We start from the raw sequence: 14,466 nt of genomic DNA on the forward strand, positions 1-14,466 counted from the left end.
GGCGATGATCTCGTCCCCCGCCCTCGCGTGTCAGCGGTTCAGCCGCAGGGCTGCAGCGAGTACGGCGCGTCGATCACGGCTGTCACCGGATCTCCGTCCCGCACCGCGCTCGCGGTGACCGAGACCGTGCCGGGTTCGATCTGCGCAAGGCGCGTGCTGAACGCCTGCGCGGAGGTCTTGCCCGGCTGGAGAGCGGCGACGTTCTTGCTGCCGTAGGGCGTCTGCACCGTCACGTTCACCGGCACGTCGTCGACGTTCTTCGCCTGCACGACGAGCGTGACCTTGCCCGCGACGCACCGGCCGGTCACCGTCACGTCGACCTCGGGCGGCGCGGCGGGCAGCTCGATCGTCTGCGGGGCGACGCTCTCGAGCGTGGGCACGACCGCCTTCATGAGGCCGTCGGCGCCGAACTCGAGCTTGTCGATCGTCGTCTCGCGGTGGTTGCCGTCGCCGCCGGGCATCGCGAACCGGTGGTACGCGATGTACCAGTCGTCCGTGCCGGGGACGTTGATGATCGAGCTGTGGCCCGGCCCCTTGATCCCGAGCGCGAGGTCCTTCTGCAGGATCACCCCGCGGTACGTCCACGGCCCGGTCATGCTGGTGGCCGTCGCGTAGCCGACCCGGTAGTTCTCCGAACCCGTGTCGTCGATCGCGTAGGTGAGGTGGTACAGCCCGTTCCGGTAGTTGAAGAAGACGCCCTCGCGGAAGTCCGTCAGCCCGGTGATGCGCTGGTACGTGCCCGCCTTGATCGAGACCATGTCGTCGTTCAGCTCGGCGAGCACCGGCGAGCCGTTGCCCCAGCCCAGATACCAGGTGCCCGACACCGGGTCGTGGAAGGCGGCAGGGTCGATCGCCTGACCCGATGTGACGGCCTCGTTGTTGAGGATCATCGCGTTGGGCTGAGCGAGGAACGGCCCCTCCGGGCTGTCTGCGACCGCGACGCCGATCGTCTTGCGGTTGAGCGCGGCGTTATGGCCGCTGAAGTAGAAGTAGTACTTCCCGTCGCGCTCGATGATCGTCGGCGCCCAGGCGTTGCCGGTCGCCCACGGCACGTCGCCGTTCGCGCCGTCGAGGGTCAGGAACGGCTCGTCCGAGCGCTCCCAGTCCACGAGGTTCTTCGAGCTCCACACGTAGAACTCCTTGCCGCCCCAGCCGGCGTAGCCGTCGGAGGTCGCGTAGATGTAGTACGTGTCGCCGAAGACCGCGATGTTCGGATCGGCGTAGAGACCCGGCAGCACGGGGCTGTTGACCACGGTCGCGGTCATCGTCCACGTGGTGGTCGCGCCACCGGGGGCGGTGAGCGTGTAGGTCACGGGCTGGGTCATGTCGACGACCGTGCCGGATGCCGGTGAGACCGTCACGCCCGGAGCCGTCGTGAACGTCGGTGCCAGCGCCGTGACGTCGGTGCCCTTGTTGACGGGGAAGACGGCCGTGTGCGCAGCACCGCTGACGATGGGCGCGAGCTTGAGGACCGCGGCATCCGCCAGCGACACGTCGAGCAGCTGGTCGGTGACGCCCGCGTTGGCCAGGACCTCCGTGGCCGACAGTGCGCGGTTGTAGACGCGCACGTTGTCGTACCAGCCCTGGAAGTAGCCGTCACCCGCATACAGCGACTTGCCGAGGTAGCCCACGAGGTCGTTTCCGAGCTGCTCGATCGTGGCGCCGAGAGCCGCGTTCTCGCCGAGCTTCACGCCGTCCGCGTAGACGGTCATGGTGGTCCCGGCGAAGACGACGTCGACGCGATGCCACTCGCCGCTCGCCACGGACCCGGTGACCGCCGACTCGTTCTGCCACGAGGTCTGGGTGATCGCGCTGCGCACGTCACCGCCTCGCAGGCGCAGGAAGTAGTACTTGTTCGTGTCGGCGCCCAGCGCGAAGGTGAAGAAGTTGCCGCTGGTCTTCTCCGACTTCACGTCCATCGACACCGTCATGGTGCTGCGGTCGTCGAAGAAGCCCGTCGGGAACGACGCGAAGCCGTTGGTGCTGCCGTCGAGCTTGAGCGCCTTGCCCTTCGCGGCATCCGTCGCCACGGCGGCAGTGCCGCTGGCAGTGAGGTCGGCACTGCCGGCCGAGTCGGTGAGCGTGCCGTCGTCGAAGGTGTACTCGGCGATGGGCTCCTGCTGCGGCTCCTCCGGCTCTTCCGGGTCCACCGGGGTGTTGCCGTACGCCTCGAGCAGGGTCGATTCCTCGGCAGCCGAGAGACGCAGGACCGACCCGTGGCGGAACGGCTGCGCGAACGAGTACTGGTTCGCGCCCGTGCCGGCGCTGAGCTGCTGGAACTGCAGGCTCGCAAGCGTCTCGGCGGTGTGGCCGTAATAGCCGCTCTGGTCGCCCATCACGGCCCAGCGCTCATCGGGCAGCTGGTAGACGGTGAGACCTTCCATCGACGAACGGAGGCCGTGAGCGGATGCCTCGCCCCGGTCGATCTCGCGCGTCCACGGTCCGTCGAGGCTCGGGGCGGTGTCCACGACCGTCATCCAGTCGGACGTCGAGAACCGGTAGTAGGTGTCGCCCTCCTTGGCGATGGTGGAGTCGATGATGTTCGGGCCGTTCAGACCATCGCCCTTCTCGTTGAGCGAGGTCCAGATCTCGGGCTCGGTGAACGTGACGAAGTCGCGGGTCTTGGTGAGGTACATCCGCAGCGCCCAGTCGTTCGTGCCGTTGTCGGTGCGGTCCCGCGCGGCCCAGTACACGTAGTACTCGCCGGTCGCCTCGTTGTAGGTCGCCTCGGGGGCCCAGACGCAGCCGGCCTGGTCGAATCCGGCGAATGCGATGCGCTGATCGCTCCAGTTCACGAGGTCGGTGGACTCCCACACCACGAGGTTCTGGCTGGCGTTGAGCTGGTCCCAGCCCGAGCCGCCGGCCCCGCCGCCCTCGGCGTGCAGGTCGGTGCCGATGATCCAGTACTTGTCGCCCTCCGGCGCGCGCACGAGGTGCGGGTCGCGGACGCCGAGGTCGCCGCCGAGGTTGGCGAGGATCGGCTGGTTGTCGTTGAGCTTGGACCAGTGCAGGCCGTCGTCGCTGTAGCCGTAGAAGATCTTCTCGTAGCCGCCCGCGGTCGCGAAGTGGGTCCAGAGGTAGCCGGCCGTGTAGTCGGTGTCGAGCCCGGCGGGCGCCGCGGTCACGGTGACCTGGATGGCGCGGGTCGCGGTCGATCCCGGCACCGTCGCGGTGAGGGTGACCGCGGTGTCGGTCGCACCACGGGTCACGACGCCGGCGGCTTTGCCGCCCGCCGGCGCGGTGGTGATCACTCCGGCGGGCGAGGCGGTCCATTCGATCGCCGTGCCGTTGACCGCGCCCTGCGAGGGCAGCGTGATGTTGCCGCGGATGTCGCCGGCGTTGACGATCTCGACCGCGTCGAGGTCCTGCTGCGCGAGGACGTCCGTGCCCGGCAGTGCGAGCACCGTGGCCGGGAAAGAGCGGGTTTCGGATGCCGCGCCCCGCGTGAGCGTGGCCGTCAGAGTGGCGGTGGCCGGCGTGTGGCCGGCGGCGGGACGGGTCACGACGCCGGTCGCGGAGATCACGGCCGGGTTGCTCGACGACCATGTGATCGTCGCGCCGTTCGCACCCTTCGCGGGAAGGGTGATGTTCGCGGTCAGACCGGAGAGATCGCCGAGCGACAGGGTCGCGGCATCCCGCTGCAGTCGTGTGGTGTCGCTCGGGACCAGGGCGGTCACCTCCGAGGCGGAGAGGGCGGCATCGTAGATGCGCACGTCGCGGAGGCTGCCGGCGAGCCGCTTGTCGGCGTTGTAGACCGAGCGGCCGAGGTAGTTCGCCGTCGTGACGCCGCCGCCGATCGAGCCGGGCGTGATCGTGACGTTGGTGTTCTGCGCGACCTGCACACCGTCGAGGTAGACGCGCGCGGTGTTGGTGGCGTCATCGAGCGTGTACGTGATCGTCTTCCAGACGTCGCGCTCGAGGTTGGCACTGCTGTTCGCGGTCTGCTCGGTCGACCAGTTTCCCGACGCGATCGACGTCTTGTAGCTGTTGCCGGTCGAGTACAGGTAACCGTTGCCGACGCCGGCGGCGTCGGTGTTGCCGAAGCCGTAGATGAAGTACGGCGTGCCCTGCGCCGCGCGCACCAGCACCTCGGCGCTCACCGTGATCGAGGTGAGTCCGGCGAGAAGGTTGTCGGGCAGCTTGACGTGGTCATCGACGCCGTCGAGCCGAACGCCTTCGCCGCCCGTCAGCGCCGGGGCGCCGACGTAGGCGCCGTTGCGCGCCGACCCCGAGGCGTCGATCGCTACCGTGCCGGTTGTCTCGTTCAGCGGATAGTGGGCGACCAGCTGCGTGGCCGCCACCGCGGGCTGGGTGGCCGTGACGGCACCGGTGAGGCCGATCGCGATGGCCGTGAGGGCTGCGAGAGAACGTCGGGCAAGAGGCTGCATCGTTGCGCTTCCGTCGAGTTGGCCGCGGCGTCGCGGCAGTGCTGGGGTCGGGAGCGATGTTAGCGCTCACCATGATGGACCGCAAGCGATTGATACCGCTCACACTTGCGTGCGCTCAGGTCGGCGCCGGTGGCTGACGGTGCACGTGGGAGAGGATGCTCTCATGCCTCGCTCACGTCTCCTCCGCGCCGGCGCTTCGGTCGCCACGGGTGTCAGCATCGCTCTGTGCGCCGTGCTGCTCGCGGGTTGCGCGTCGGGCAGATTCGATGTGCCCGGCTCGCCGGGCGCGTCGGACATCGACGCGGCCGAGCCGGGCACGATCGCCGAGCGCGCCGAGACAACCGGCATCTCGCTGGACCTCGTCTATACGACCGAAGTGGACGGCTACGATCTGGCGCCGCAGTCTGTGGGGCGTGTGTCTGCCGACGGAATGTCGGCCACCTGGGTCAACACGACCACCGGGGCGACGGTGACCATCCGCACCGACCGCGGCGAGCTGACCGAAGCGTCCTGCGTAGACATGCCGCTGTGGGATGCGCCGGACCAACCGGTGACCTGCACCGATGAGGACGGCCTGTGGCACCGATCGGGGGCCGGCTTCCACGAGTACATCGCGGTCCGCGACGAAGCGCTGATCTGGCTGATCGGGAACAGCGCCTCGCCCTCGGATCTGCTGGCAGCCGCGGAGGCTGTGCGCGCGCCGTCGGATGCTGAACTCGGGGTTCTCTTCTCGGACCTTCCGGAGGTTGCTCCGACTCCGGTCGAGCGTGGGGACTTGCCCGCCGACGGCGACGGAGCGCCGATCGACCCGGTCGGTCCCGGTGGCTGATTCGAACGCGCGTGCGATCCCTAGAGCCGACGCGCGATCTCGCGCGCGCCGCGCACGGCGATCGTCGGGTCCGACGCCGGGCGCACCTTCCTCGCCGAGGCGTACACGGGGTGGCCGCTCCCGGACTGATCAGACCGCCGCACCGCCCGTGGCCGGGTCGCCGATGCGCTCGAGCGCGGCGACGATGAGGTCCCAGAAGCGTGCGTGGTCGAGTTCGACCGCGGCATGGGTGTGACTGTCCGAGGGCCGCGGGAATCGGAAATCGGTCACCGTCATCCCGAGCGTCAGGCTTCCCCCGAGTTCGACGTCGATCGGTACCGGCACGGTGCGCACGATCGTCGGGTCTATGACTCGGGCGACGGCGACCGGATCATGCACCGGGGGCGCGGTGAATCCTTGTACGTCCAGGTAGGACTGCTTGAAGAACTGCAGCAGTTCCGTGACGAACGCCGCCGGCGCGGTGCCGAGGTCGCTGACTCGCTGGATGACGGCATCCGTCGCCACCGCCTGATGCGTCACATCGAGCCCGCACATCGTGACCTGCCAGGGTTCGTTGAAGACGATGTGCGCGGCTTCCGGGTCGATCGCGATGTTGAACTCGCTCGTGGCGGACCAGTTGCCGGCGTGGTATCCCCCGCCCATCAGGACGACCTCGCGGACCCGCTCGACGATGCGCGGTTCCTTACGGGCCGCGAGGGCGATGTTGGTCAATGGGCCGGTCGGAACGAGGGTGATCGTGCCTTCCGGATACGCCATCACGGTGTCGACGATCAGATCGACGGCATGGCGCGGATCCACGGTGATCGTGGAGTCGGGAAGCTGCGGTCCATCCATGCCGGACTCGCCGTGGATGTCGTCGGCAACGCTGAGCCGGCGCACGAGCGGGCGAGCGCATCCGGCAGCGAACGGCACGTCGACGATCCCGGCGATCTGGGCGACGGCGAGAGCATTGCGGGTGACCTTCTCGAGGGTCTGGTTGCCCGCCACCGTTGTCACGGCCACCAGCTCGACGTCAGGGCTGCCGTGCGCGAGCAGCAGCGCGATCGCATCGTCGTGGCCGGGGTCGCAGTCGAGGATGATCTTCGTCGGCATGGTGGAAGCGTATCCAGGCGGGCGTCCGCGTCGCGATGCGGTCAGCCGTGACTGCGCTGGCCGCGCGAACGATCCAGAACGTCGATCACACTGCCGGGGCAGAGACCTTGCTGAGTTCGATGAGCTGCTCCAGGGAGTCGACAGGGAGTGCTCCGTTTGTGAAGACGAGGAACTGCTGCATCGGCATCGACTCGACCATCTTGAGGGCGTCCGGGTTCTGCGCTGCCTGCTCCGCCTGCTCCGGCGTCATCGACGACTGCAGACCCGCCATGAGTGCTGGGCCGACGACCGGGTGGCTGAACCAGTCGCCCACGGTGGAGTCCATGGTCAGTTCCCGGATGACCGCGTCACCGGCAAGCGTGACGATCTGCTCATGCAGCACCGTGGAGGCGTCCGCGCATACCTGCACCGTGTACTCGCCGGCAGGGACCACGAACCGACCCAACTCGATATCCCAGTAGGCGAACGCGCGGCGGCCCAGGTCGAGTTCGACCTGCCGACTCTCGCCTGGTTGCAGAGCGAGTTTCACGAAGGCGCGAAGTTCCCGCCGCGGACGGCGGACCGGACCAGTCGTCGTGGCCACGTAGATCTGCACGACGTGCTTTCCCGCACGGTCGCCGGTGTTGGCCACCGTGACTTGGGCGCGCACACTGTCGGAACCGGTGACCGTGGACAGGAGCTCCGTGGTCTCGAAGGTCGTATAGGACAGGCCGTGCCCGAACGGGTATCGGACCGGGACCCCGGCGGTGGTGTAGTACCGGTAGCCGACGAAGACGCCTTCGCTGTAGCGGACATGACCCTGCTCGCCAGGGAAGTTCAGCCAGCTGGGGTTGTCTTCCAGACGCAGCGGAATGGTCTCGGCGAGATGGCCGGACGGATTGACGACGCCGAAGAGAACGTCCGCGATCGCCCCGCCACAGGCCTGGCCGAGAAGCCAGCCCTCCACGATGGCGTCGACGTCGTCGTGCCATCCCTCGAGCGTGACGACCCCGCCATTGGAGAGCACTACGACCGTGGGGGTGCCGCTGGCTGCGACGGCAATGATGAGCTCGACCTGCTCGTCGGGGAGCTGCAGGTTTGTACGGTCGAAACCCTCGGACTCCTCGCGATCGCTGAGCCCCGCGAAGACGATGGCGACATCGGCGGTCAGCGCGGCTTCCACGGCCGTTGCACGAAGGGACTCACTCTGACCGCTGGAAGCGTCGGCGTCGAGGGAATATCCCTGCGCGGACACCACGGTAGAGCCCTGCCCAGCAGCCAGGCTGCGGATCTCGTCAAGCGCCACGTCCGTGCGTGCGGCGTTGATGTGCGAGCTGCCGCCACCTTGGAATCGGGGCTCGGTGGCAAATGCGCCGATCACCGCGATCGTCGACCCGCCGACAAGGGGAAGAACCTCGTCGTTCTTCAGCAGCACGATGGAGTCCGCAGCGACCTCCCGCGCCAGCCGGTGATGCGCATCGATGTCTAGCTCGTTGGTGGCGGTGTGAGGCAGTTCCGTGAGGGCGACGACGCGCCGGACGGAATCGTCGACGATCGACTCATCCAACCGACCGTTGTTCACCGCGTCGACGATTTCTGCGTCGGTGGTGCCGTTGCTGCCGGGCATCTCCAAGTCCATGCCGGCCCGTACGCTGTCCACTCGGTTGCTGACGGCACCCCAGTCGGAGACGACGGCGCCGGTGAATCCCCAGTCGCCACGCAAGACGTCGGCGAGGAGCCAGCGGTTCCGGGACGCGTAGACCCCGTTGACCTTGTTGTACGAGCACATCACCGTGGCGGGACTCGCCTCGGTGACGACGCGTTCGAAGGCGGGCAGGTAAATCTCACGCAGCGTGCGCTCGTCCACGTCTGCGCTGACGCGCATCCGCTCGGTCTCCTGGTTGTTGGCCGCGAAGTGCTTCACCGAGGCACCCGGCCCGGCCGCCTGCAGCGCGTTGACGTGGGCTGCACCCAGGACACCGGAGAGGTGAGGATCTTCGGAGTAGTACTCGAAGTTCCGGCCGCACAGCGGGGACCGCTTGATGTTCACGCCGGGTCCGAGGACGACGGCAACGCCGAAGGCGAGACCTTCCTCACCGACGGCGGCGCCGACCCGTGCGGCCATGTCGGGATCCCAGCTGGAGCCGACCGCGACGGCCGGGGGAAAGCAGGTCGAGGGAAGGCTGTCGTTGATCCCGAGGTGATCGGCGCCGCCTGCCTGCCGGCGGATACCGTGGGGGCCGTCGGTCAGGACGATCGACGGAATGCCGGCCTCGTCGACGGGCTTGGTGGACCAGAAGTCTCGTCCAGACAGCAGCGACGCCTTCTGCTCGAGGGTCAGTCGAGTGATGTCAGTGGTCATGCGGTGACTCCTTGAGAGACGCTGGCGAGGGCGGAGGCAAGATCATCGCGAAGTTCCTCGGACGCGCCGGGGACGTACTCGAGCATGGTGCTCACCGACATGAACGCAGCCTCCGGGGCCGAACCGTCCAGCGGAACCCCCGGGAAGTGCCGTGCGAACGCGTCGGTGAACGCCCTCCAGGCGGCTGCGTCATCGGACAGCTCCTTGAGGGTGGAGTCGAGTGTGAAGCTCCGCGCAGTACCCGCATCGGGGACCTGATACGTCCATTCGTGCGTGCCGGCGGCGATCTCCCTCATCTCACCGTCGGGGTGCAGCGGCAGAGCAACTTCCGCGGTGGTGCCCTCGGGGATGGTCACTCCCACCGTCATGGTCTGCTCGGTCAATGACCAAGAGATCGCCACGTCACCCTGCGTGGTGGTGTGACGCAGCTCCGAGGACGTCAGGTTCCCGCCGGGAGCGGGCGCGATCCGCATCCGCTTGTACCCCGGTTCGAGAGCGATGAGCCCGCCGATGGTGCGGTGCATCCAGTCCACGACGGCGCCGAGGGCGTAGTGATTCAGCGAGGTCATCCCGGACGGGTTGATGGTCCCGTCTGGGCGGATCGAGTCCCACCGCTCCCAGATGGTGGTGGCGCCCATCGTGACCGGGTAGAGGAATGACGGACACCCGGTTTCCATGAGGAGCAGGTACGCCTCGTCGAGGTGTCCGGTGCGTGACAGCGCGTCCGTAACCAGCGGCGTTCCGGCGAACCCGGTGGAGATCCGGTATCCGGCCTTCGCGACGAGCCGAGCCAGCAGGTCGCCGGCGTGCCGGCGCTGCCGTTCGTCGAGGATGTCGAACGCGATCGCCAGGGCGTAGCCGGTGACGGTTTCTCCCGCGACACGACCCTTCTCGGTCACGTACTCCGCACGGAACGCCGCCCGAACTCGCTGGGTGAGGGCAGCGAACTCGGCCGCGTCGTCCTCGCGCCCGAGGATGTGCGCCGTCGCTGCCATCTCCTGCGTGGTCTTGCAGAGGTAGGCCGAGGCGACCAGATGGCGGTCCGTCTTGCCGCCGGCGGGGTTGTCCATCGGCGCGTCCGGGTCGAGCCAGTCACCGTATTGGAAGCCCGTGCTCCACAGGCCCTCGTTGTCCAGAAGAGCGGCGACCTGCCGGATGAACATCGTCATCGACTCGTACGCGTCGGCGAGGATCTTCGGATCCCCGTATTCGCGGTACAGCGCCCAAGGGAGACTGACCGCGACATCGCTCCACAGCGCGGTCGGCGACGAAGGATTGGACAGCACGTCGGGGACGACCCAGGGCACGAACCCGGTTGCCTTCTGCTCGACCGCCAGGTCTTGCAGCCAGGAACCGAGGACGCCCCGGACGTCGTAGAGGAACGCGGCCGTGGGCGCGAATGCGTTGATGTCGCCGGTCCAACCCAGGCGCTCATCGCGTTGTGGGCAGTCGGTGGGAACGCCGACGAAGTTGTCGCGCATCGACCAGACGGCGTTGGAGTGCAGCTGGTTCAGCAGCGGGTCGGACGTTTCCAGCCACCCGGTACGGCGCATATCGGAATGGATGACGACAGCGCAGATGTCCGTGAGACCGAGTTCGCCCGGCCACCCGTCGACTTCCACGTAGCGGAAGCCGTGGAACGTGAACCGCGGCTCCCACGTCTCCGCGCCCTCACCCCGCGCGATGTACTGGTCGGTGGCCTTCGCGGTGCGGATCGTCTCCACGTCGACCTCACCGCCGGTCATCACTTCCGCGTGCCGAAGGGCGATGACCGTCCCCGCGTCGGCGGTCACGGTGAAACGCACCCGGCCAGAGAGGTTCTGTCCGAAGTCCACCACCGTCTTGCCGGACGGTGACGTGATGATCGCCACGGGAGCAAGCTCCTGCACCCTCCGGATCGGCTCCGCCGCAGTCTCGGTGAGTGCATCGAGCGGCCAGTCGACGATCTCGACGGCCCCCCATCCGGAGTCATCGAAACCGGCAGCATCCCAGCCATCCGGCTCCAGGCGGGCGTCGTACGTCTCGCCGTCGTAGATGCTGTTGCTTCGGACGCCGCCGGTTGCGGCGCGGAAGTCGGTGTCGGTGGCGATGATCTGCGTACGGTCCGGATATTCGAGGACCAGCTCGGCGAACAGCGCAGGACGGTCCGCGTAGTGGTTGCGCTTGTTCTCCCACCCCAAGCGGCCCAGCGCCCACCCTTCGCCCACGATGGCGCCGAGCACGTTCTCTCCGACCACGATGTCGTCGGTCACGTCGTGTTCGGGGACCACCAGGCGATGCCGGTATGACGTCCACCCCGGGCTGAGTACCTCGTCGCCGATCACAGCGCCGTTCATGTGGGCTTCGACAACACCCAGCGCCGTCACGCGGAGGATTGCTCGCGTCGGCAGGTCATCCAGCCGGAACTCCCGCCGCAGGTACGCGGCCGGCTCGTTCTCGGCGCCGGTGGCCGTGGTCGGTGTGATGAATCGGCCGGTGGGACGTTGTGACATGAGGCTTCTCCTGGCGAGCTGGGTCAGCGGACAGAGCGGATGCGGAGGATAACGAGTCCGCCGAGCAGCACGAAGGCGGCGGCGATGATGAACAGCAGCGAGTAGTTCTTGTCTGCGCCGGTGACCCCGATGAGGAGGATGCCGGAGGCGATGAACGGGGCGGCTGCCTGCGGGATGGATGTCGCGAAGCCCGTGATGCCCATGAAGCGGCCGGCATCCGTCTGCTTCTCCGGCAGCACGTCGAGCAGCAGGGCCATGTCCACGGCGGCGAACAGGCCGATGCCGAGGGAGACGATAAGTGAGCCTGCGAAGAGGAAGGGAAGGTCGGACGACAAAGCCATCGTCACCATCCCGGCCGCCATGATGGCGCCGCCGATGACGAGGAAGACCTTGCGTCGACGGAAGCGGTCGGACATGAACCCGCCGCCGAGCGCGCCCGCCGTGGTGGCGAGCACGCCGATGCCGCCGAGCGTGCCGATCACGGCGGAGACCTCGGTGATGGAGACGCCGAGACGGTCGGCGAAGAAGAAGGCGGTGAAGGTCGTGTTCAGCGTCAGACCGAAGTAGAAGAAGAAACGTCCGAGCCAGTTCCACGAGAAGTCGGGGTACTTGCGAGGGTTGTACACGTACTTGCGAATGACCCCGGCGGCGCCGATCCGCTCGAGCGGCAGTCCGCGACTGTCGTCCTCGTGCACCAGGGTCACGAACAGCGTGACGAGCACGACACCGACCACACCCGGGACGAGGAAGAGCAGCAGGGCGTTGCCGGTCAGGCCCATCGTCGCGATGACCCCGATCACGGGGGCGACCTGCGTGGCGAACCCGGTGAGCCCTGCGACCTTTCCACGCTGGGCCTCAGGCAGACGGTCGGCGGTGGAATTCTGCAGGTTGCCGAGGACGGTCCCCCAGCCCCACTGCGCGAGAATCCATCCCACACCGAGCAGCAGCACCGACGGCGCCAGTGCCATGACGATCAGCGACAGGACTCCGACGATCATGCCGCCGATCATGAACGGGCGCCTGCGCCCCAATCGCGTGCGGGTGCGGTCGCTCCAGATGCCCATGAAGGGGGCGGTCAGCATGACCCACAGGGCACCGGCGCCGGTGATGTAGCCGAGATACTCCTGGTTCGCCGGCGCCAGCTCTCCGAGCCGCACCGCTAGGGAGATGGCGATCGGCGTGATGAACGCCATGAAGACCCCGAACTGGGCCAGCACCATGAACCAGATGTAGCGGGCGTTGACCGGCGGCAGGTCTTCGTTCGACGTGACCTCGGCGACGAGGACGCCGGAGTCAACCGGGGGCGTCGGGATCGGCGCGGGCATGGGAACGACGATGGGCTCGTCGTGGCTCGGGGTGGTCACAGCAGGACTCCATCGTCATGGGTGGCGGCACTAGCACGCGCTAGCTAGAGCGATAGTACATACTGGAACTAGCGCGCGCAAGCGAAAGGACCCTCGTGACTTTGCAGGACACGTCAGCAAGACGCGTGACGGCGGCCGACGTCGCCCGCTCACTCGGCATATCGCGGGCGACGGTCGGCTTCGTGTTGAACGAGACGCCGGGTCAGACCATCTCCGCAGCGACCCGAGACCGCGTCCTTGCGGAGGCGAAGCGCCTGGGCTATCGACCGAACAACGCGGCGCGCGCGCTGGCGAGCGGCCATAGCCGGATCATCCTTCTGGTGCTGCCGGATTGGCCCCTCGACTTCAGCATGCGCGCACACCTCGACGAAGCGTCGCTCGCTCTCGACGAGGCTGGCTACTCACTCGTCACCATGACACCCCACCCCGGCGGGCACGCGCTCCCCCTCTGGGAGACCCTTAGACCGGACGTCGTGATGGGCATGATGCCGTTCTCGACCGACCAGCTCGACCGCATTCGGGCGAGCGGCGTTGCGCACATCATCCCCGACGCGAGCGCAGAGGAGGTCTCCCACGAGGAGCAGCTCGGGTTTGCTGGGGGGCCACGACTGCAGGTCGCGCACCTCGTCGACCGAGGTCGCCGTCGCCTCGCCTTCGCTGGATCACCTGATCATCGCATCTCGGATCTTGTGCAGCAGCGACGCGCGCTCGCACGGGCGAGTGCAATGGACCTCGCCGGCGCCCCCCTACGGGCTGACGAGGACGTGACCGAAACGTCTGTCGCCCGAACGGTCTCCGATTGGGTCGGCGCAGGGATCGATGGAGTGGTGGCGTACAACGACGACATCGCGGCGCTGGTCACGGGTGCGGCTCTTCGCGCCGGCGTCCGCGTTCCCGACACCCTGGCGATCGTGGGGCACGATGACACCCCGATAGCGAAGCTCTTCGTGCCGTCCCTCTCGAGCGTGCGCGTCGACAGCGCCGGTCTCGGCCGGTACATGGCCCAGCTCGCGCTCAGCGCCGCCACTGGCTCGGCAGCACCGGCGGCCGGCCCGGAGTCCGAGGCGGTGCTCGTGATTCGAGAGACAAGCTGATCTCCGAACTCCAGCCGAAGCACGATGGGCAGCAGCTCCGCCTCGCGACCTGGGCGCTCCTGGAGTGAGCCGAGATCGCCGGCGTCACGCTGCGCGAGCGTCGCGTCCGCCTCAGCGCCCGCCGGAACCGCCGCTCACGTCGAAGGTGCGCAGCCGGCCGCACATGCCGAACCGGGGCTCGCCGCCAAGCGGCATCCCCTCGCTCACTGCCGACTGGGCGAGATGTCCCGCGTCGCCCGCGACCAGGGCACGGACGGTGTTGAGGGTCTGAGCGGCCTGCGCCGCCGGACCGCGCTCGACGACGTCGATCCAGGCTCCGGCGCGCCCCTGGACGAGGCGGGATGCCGCCCGATAGAAGTCGTGGAGCGGCTGCACGTCACCCGCGCGAACGCTGTCGCGGATCTGCAGGAACCCCTCGACGGCGAGATCCCGGCGGCGGGCGGCCGCGCCGGCCACGGTCTCAGGGGACCCTGCCGGCAGCAGGGCTGCCGCCGCGTAGCGCTCGGGATCGGCGAGGACCTCGGGCGGGAAGGTCAGCACGGCGTCCCCGGCCTCGGGAAGGCCGGCGTTGCTCATGAGCACGACAACCCTGAGGTCCCCGTGGTTCACAGCGCGGTGGATCGTTCCCGGCGTGAACCACACCACCGAGCCCTCGCGCAGGTCGGTCTCACGGACGCCACCCGCATCGACGGTATGCAGCGCCCCCTCCCCCGCGATGACCACGTACGACTCGGTAGACGCGAGGTGCATGTGCGGGCTGCCACCGCACACGCCGTCGGGCGCCAGGTCGTCGTAGACGTCCAGAAGGCTGACGGATGTCCCGCCGGGGAACGTCGCTGCGCTCACGATCTCTTCTCTCTCTCTGG

Annotated in this window: 8 protein-coding genes; 2 read left to right on the top strand and 6 right to left on the bottom strand. The window is 68.1% G+C overall.

Annotation, left to right across the window (positions count from 1 at the left end; translation table 11 throughout):
• Positions 1 to 38: 38 nt before the first annotated feature.
• Positions 39 to 4,388 carry a family 43 glycosylhydrolase gene (locus tag ASD56_RS00870; RefSeq protein WP_055960156.1) on the bottom strand — a complete coding sequence of 1,450 codons (4,350 nt, stop codon included), beginning with the start codon at positions 4,386 to 4,388 and terminating at the stop codon, positions 39 to 41.
• Positions 4,389 to 4,551: 163 nt separating this feature from the next.
• On the opposite strand from ASD56_RS00870, the gene ASD56_RS00875 reads away from it, so the two are divergent.
• The gene (locus tag ASD56_RS00875; protein WP_055960159.1) at positions 4,552 to 5,217 is read left to right on the top strand and encodes a hypothetical protein; all 666 of its coding nucleotides are present in this window, start codon (positions 4,552 to 4,554) and stop codon (positions 5,215 to 5,217) included.
• A gap of 129 nt (positions 5,218 to 5,346) precedes the next feature.
• On the opposite strand, the gene uriH is transcribed toward ASD56_RS00875, so the two are convergent.
• The 4 genes from uriH to ASD56_RS00895 all read right to left on the bottom strand — a co-directional run bounded on the left by uriH (position 5,347) and on the right by ASD56_RS00895 (position 12,506).
• Positions 5,347 to 6,309 carry a uridine-preferring nucleoside hydrolase UriH gene (gene uriH / locus ASD56_RS00880; protein WP_055960162.1) on the bottom strand — a complete coding sequence of 321 codons (963 nt, stop codon included), beginning with the start codon at positions 6,307 to 6,309 and terminating at the stop codon, positions 5,347 to 5,349.
• Positions 6,310 to 6,394: 85 nt separating this feature from the next.
• Entirely contained in the window at positions 6,395 to 8,650 is a 2,256-nt protein-coding gene (locus tag ASD56_RS00885; RefSeq protein ID WP_055960166.1) for a glycoside hydrolase family 3 C-terminal domain-containing protein, read from the bottom strand.
• Positions 8,647 to 11,142 carry an alpha-L-rhamnosidase gene (locus ASD56_RS00890; RefSeq protein WP_055960169.1) on the bottom strand — a complete coding sequence of 832 codons (2,496 nt, stop codon included), beginning with the start codon at positions 11,140 to 11,142 and terminating at the stop codon, positions 8,647 to 8,649. Before ASD56_RS00890 ends, ASD56_RS00885 begins: the two co-directional genes overlap by 4 nt.
• Positions 11,143 to 11,165: 23 nt before the next feature.
• Positions 11,166 to 12,506, bottom strand: coding sequence for an MFS transporter (locus ASD56_RS00895; protein ID WP_235565458.1), 1,341 nt, complete (start codon positions 12,504 to 12,506; stop codon positions 11,166 to 11,168).
• A 95-nt stretch (positions 12,507 to 12,601) separates the two neighbouring features.
• Here ASD56_RS00895 and ASD56_RS00900 point away from each other — a divergent pair, with 95 nt between their 5' ends.
• Positions 12,602 to 13,600 (top strand): LacI family DNA-binding transcriptional regulator, encoded by a 999-nt coding sequence (locus ASD56_RS00900; protein WP_235565459.1) that lies wholly within the window; start codon positions 12,602 to 12,604, stop codon positions 13,598 to 13,600.
• 111 nt (positions 13,601 to 13,711) lie between these two features.
• On the opposite strand, the gene ASD56_RS00905 is transcribed toward ASD56_RS00900, so the two are convergent.
• A complete protein-coding gene (locus ASD56_RS00905) occupies positions 13,712 to 14,446 on the bottom strand; it encodes a cupin domain-containing protein (protein WP_055960175.1) in 735 nt (244 codons plus the stop codon).
• Between the last annotated feature and the right edge of the window lie 20 nt (positions 14,447 to 14,466).

Source organism: Microbacterium sp. Root166 (genome assembly GCF_001427145.1).
Classification (GTDB): Bacteria; Actinomycetota; Actinomycetes; order Actinomycetales; family Microbacteriaceae; genus Microbacterium.

What these genes read in the sequence shown, in the direction of transcription:
- uriH (WP_055960162.1), bottom strand. Translation starts at nt 6,309, where the DNA reads ATGCCGACGAAGATCATCCTCGACTGCGACCCCGGCCACGACGATGCG.
- ASD56_RS00870 (WP_055960156.1), bottom strand. Translation starts at nt 4,388, where the DNA reads ATGCAGCCTCTTGCCCGACGTTCTCTCGCAGCCCTCACGGCCATCGCG.
- ASD56_RS00875 (WP_055960159.1), top strand. Translation starts at nt 4,552, where the DNA reads ATGCCTCGCTCACGTCTCCTCCGCGCCGGCGCTTCGGTCGCCACGGGT.
- ASD56_RS00890 (WP_055960169.1), bottom strand. Translation starts at nt 11,142, where the DNA reads ATGTCACAACGTCCCACCGGCCGATTCATCACACCGACCACGGCCACC.
- ASD56_RS00885 (WP_055960166.1), bottom strand. Translation starts at nt 8,650, where the DNA reads ATGACCACTGACATCACTCGACTGACCCTCGAGCAGAAGGCGTCGCTG.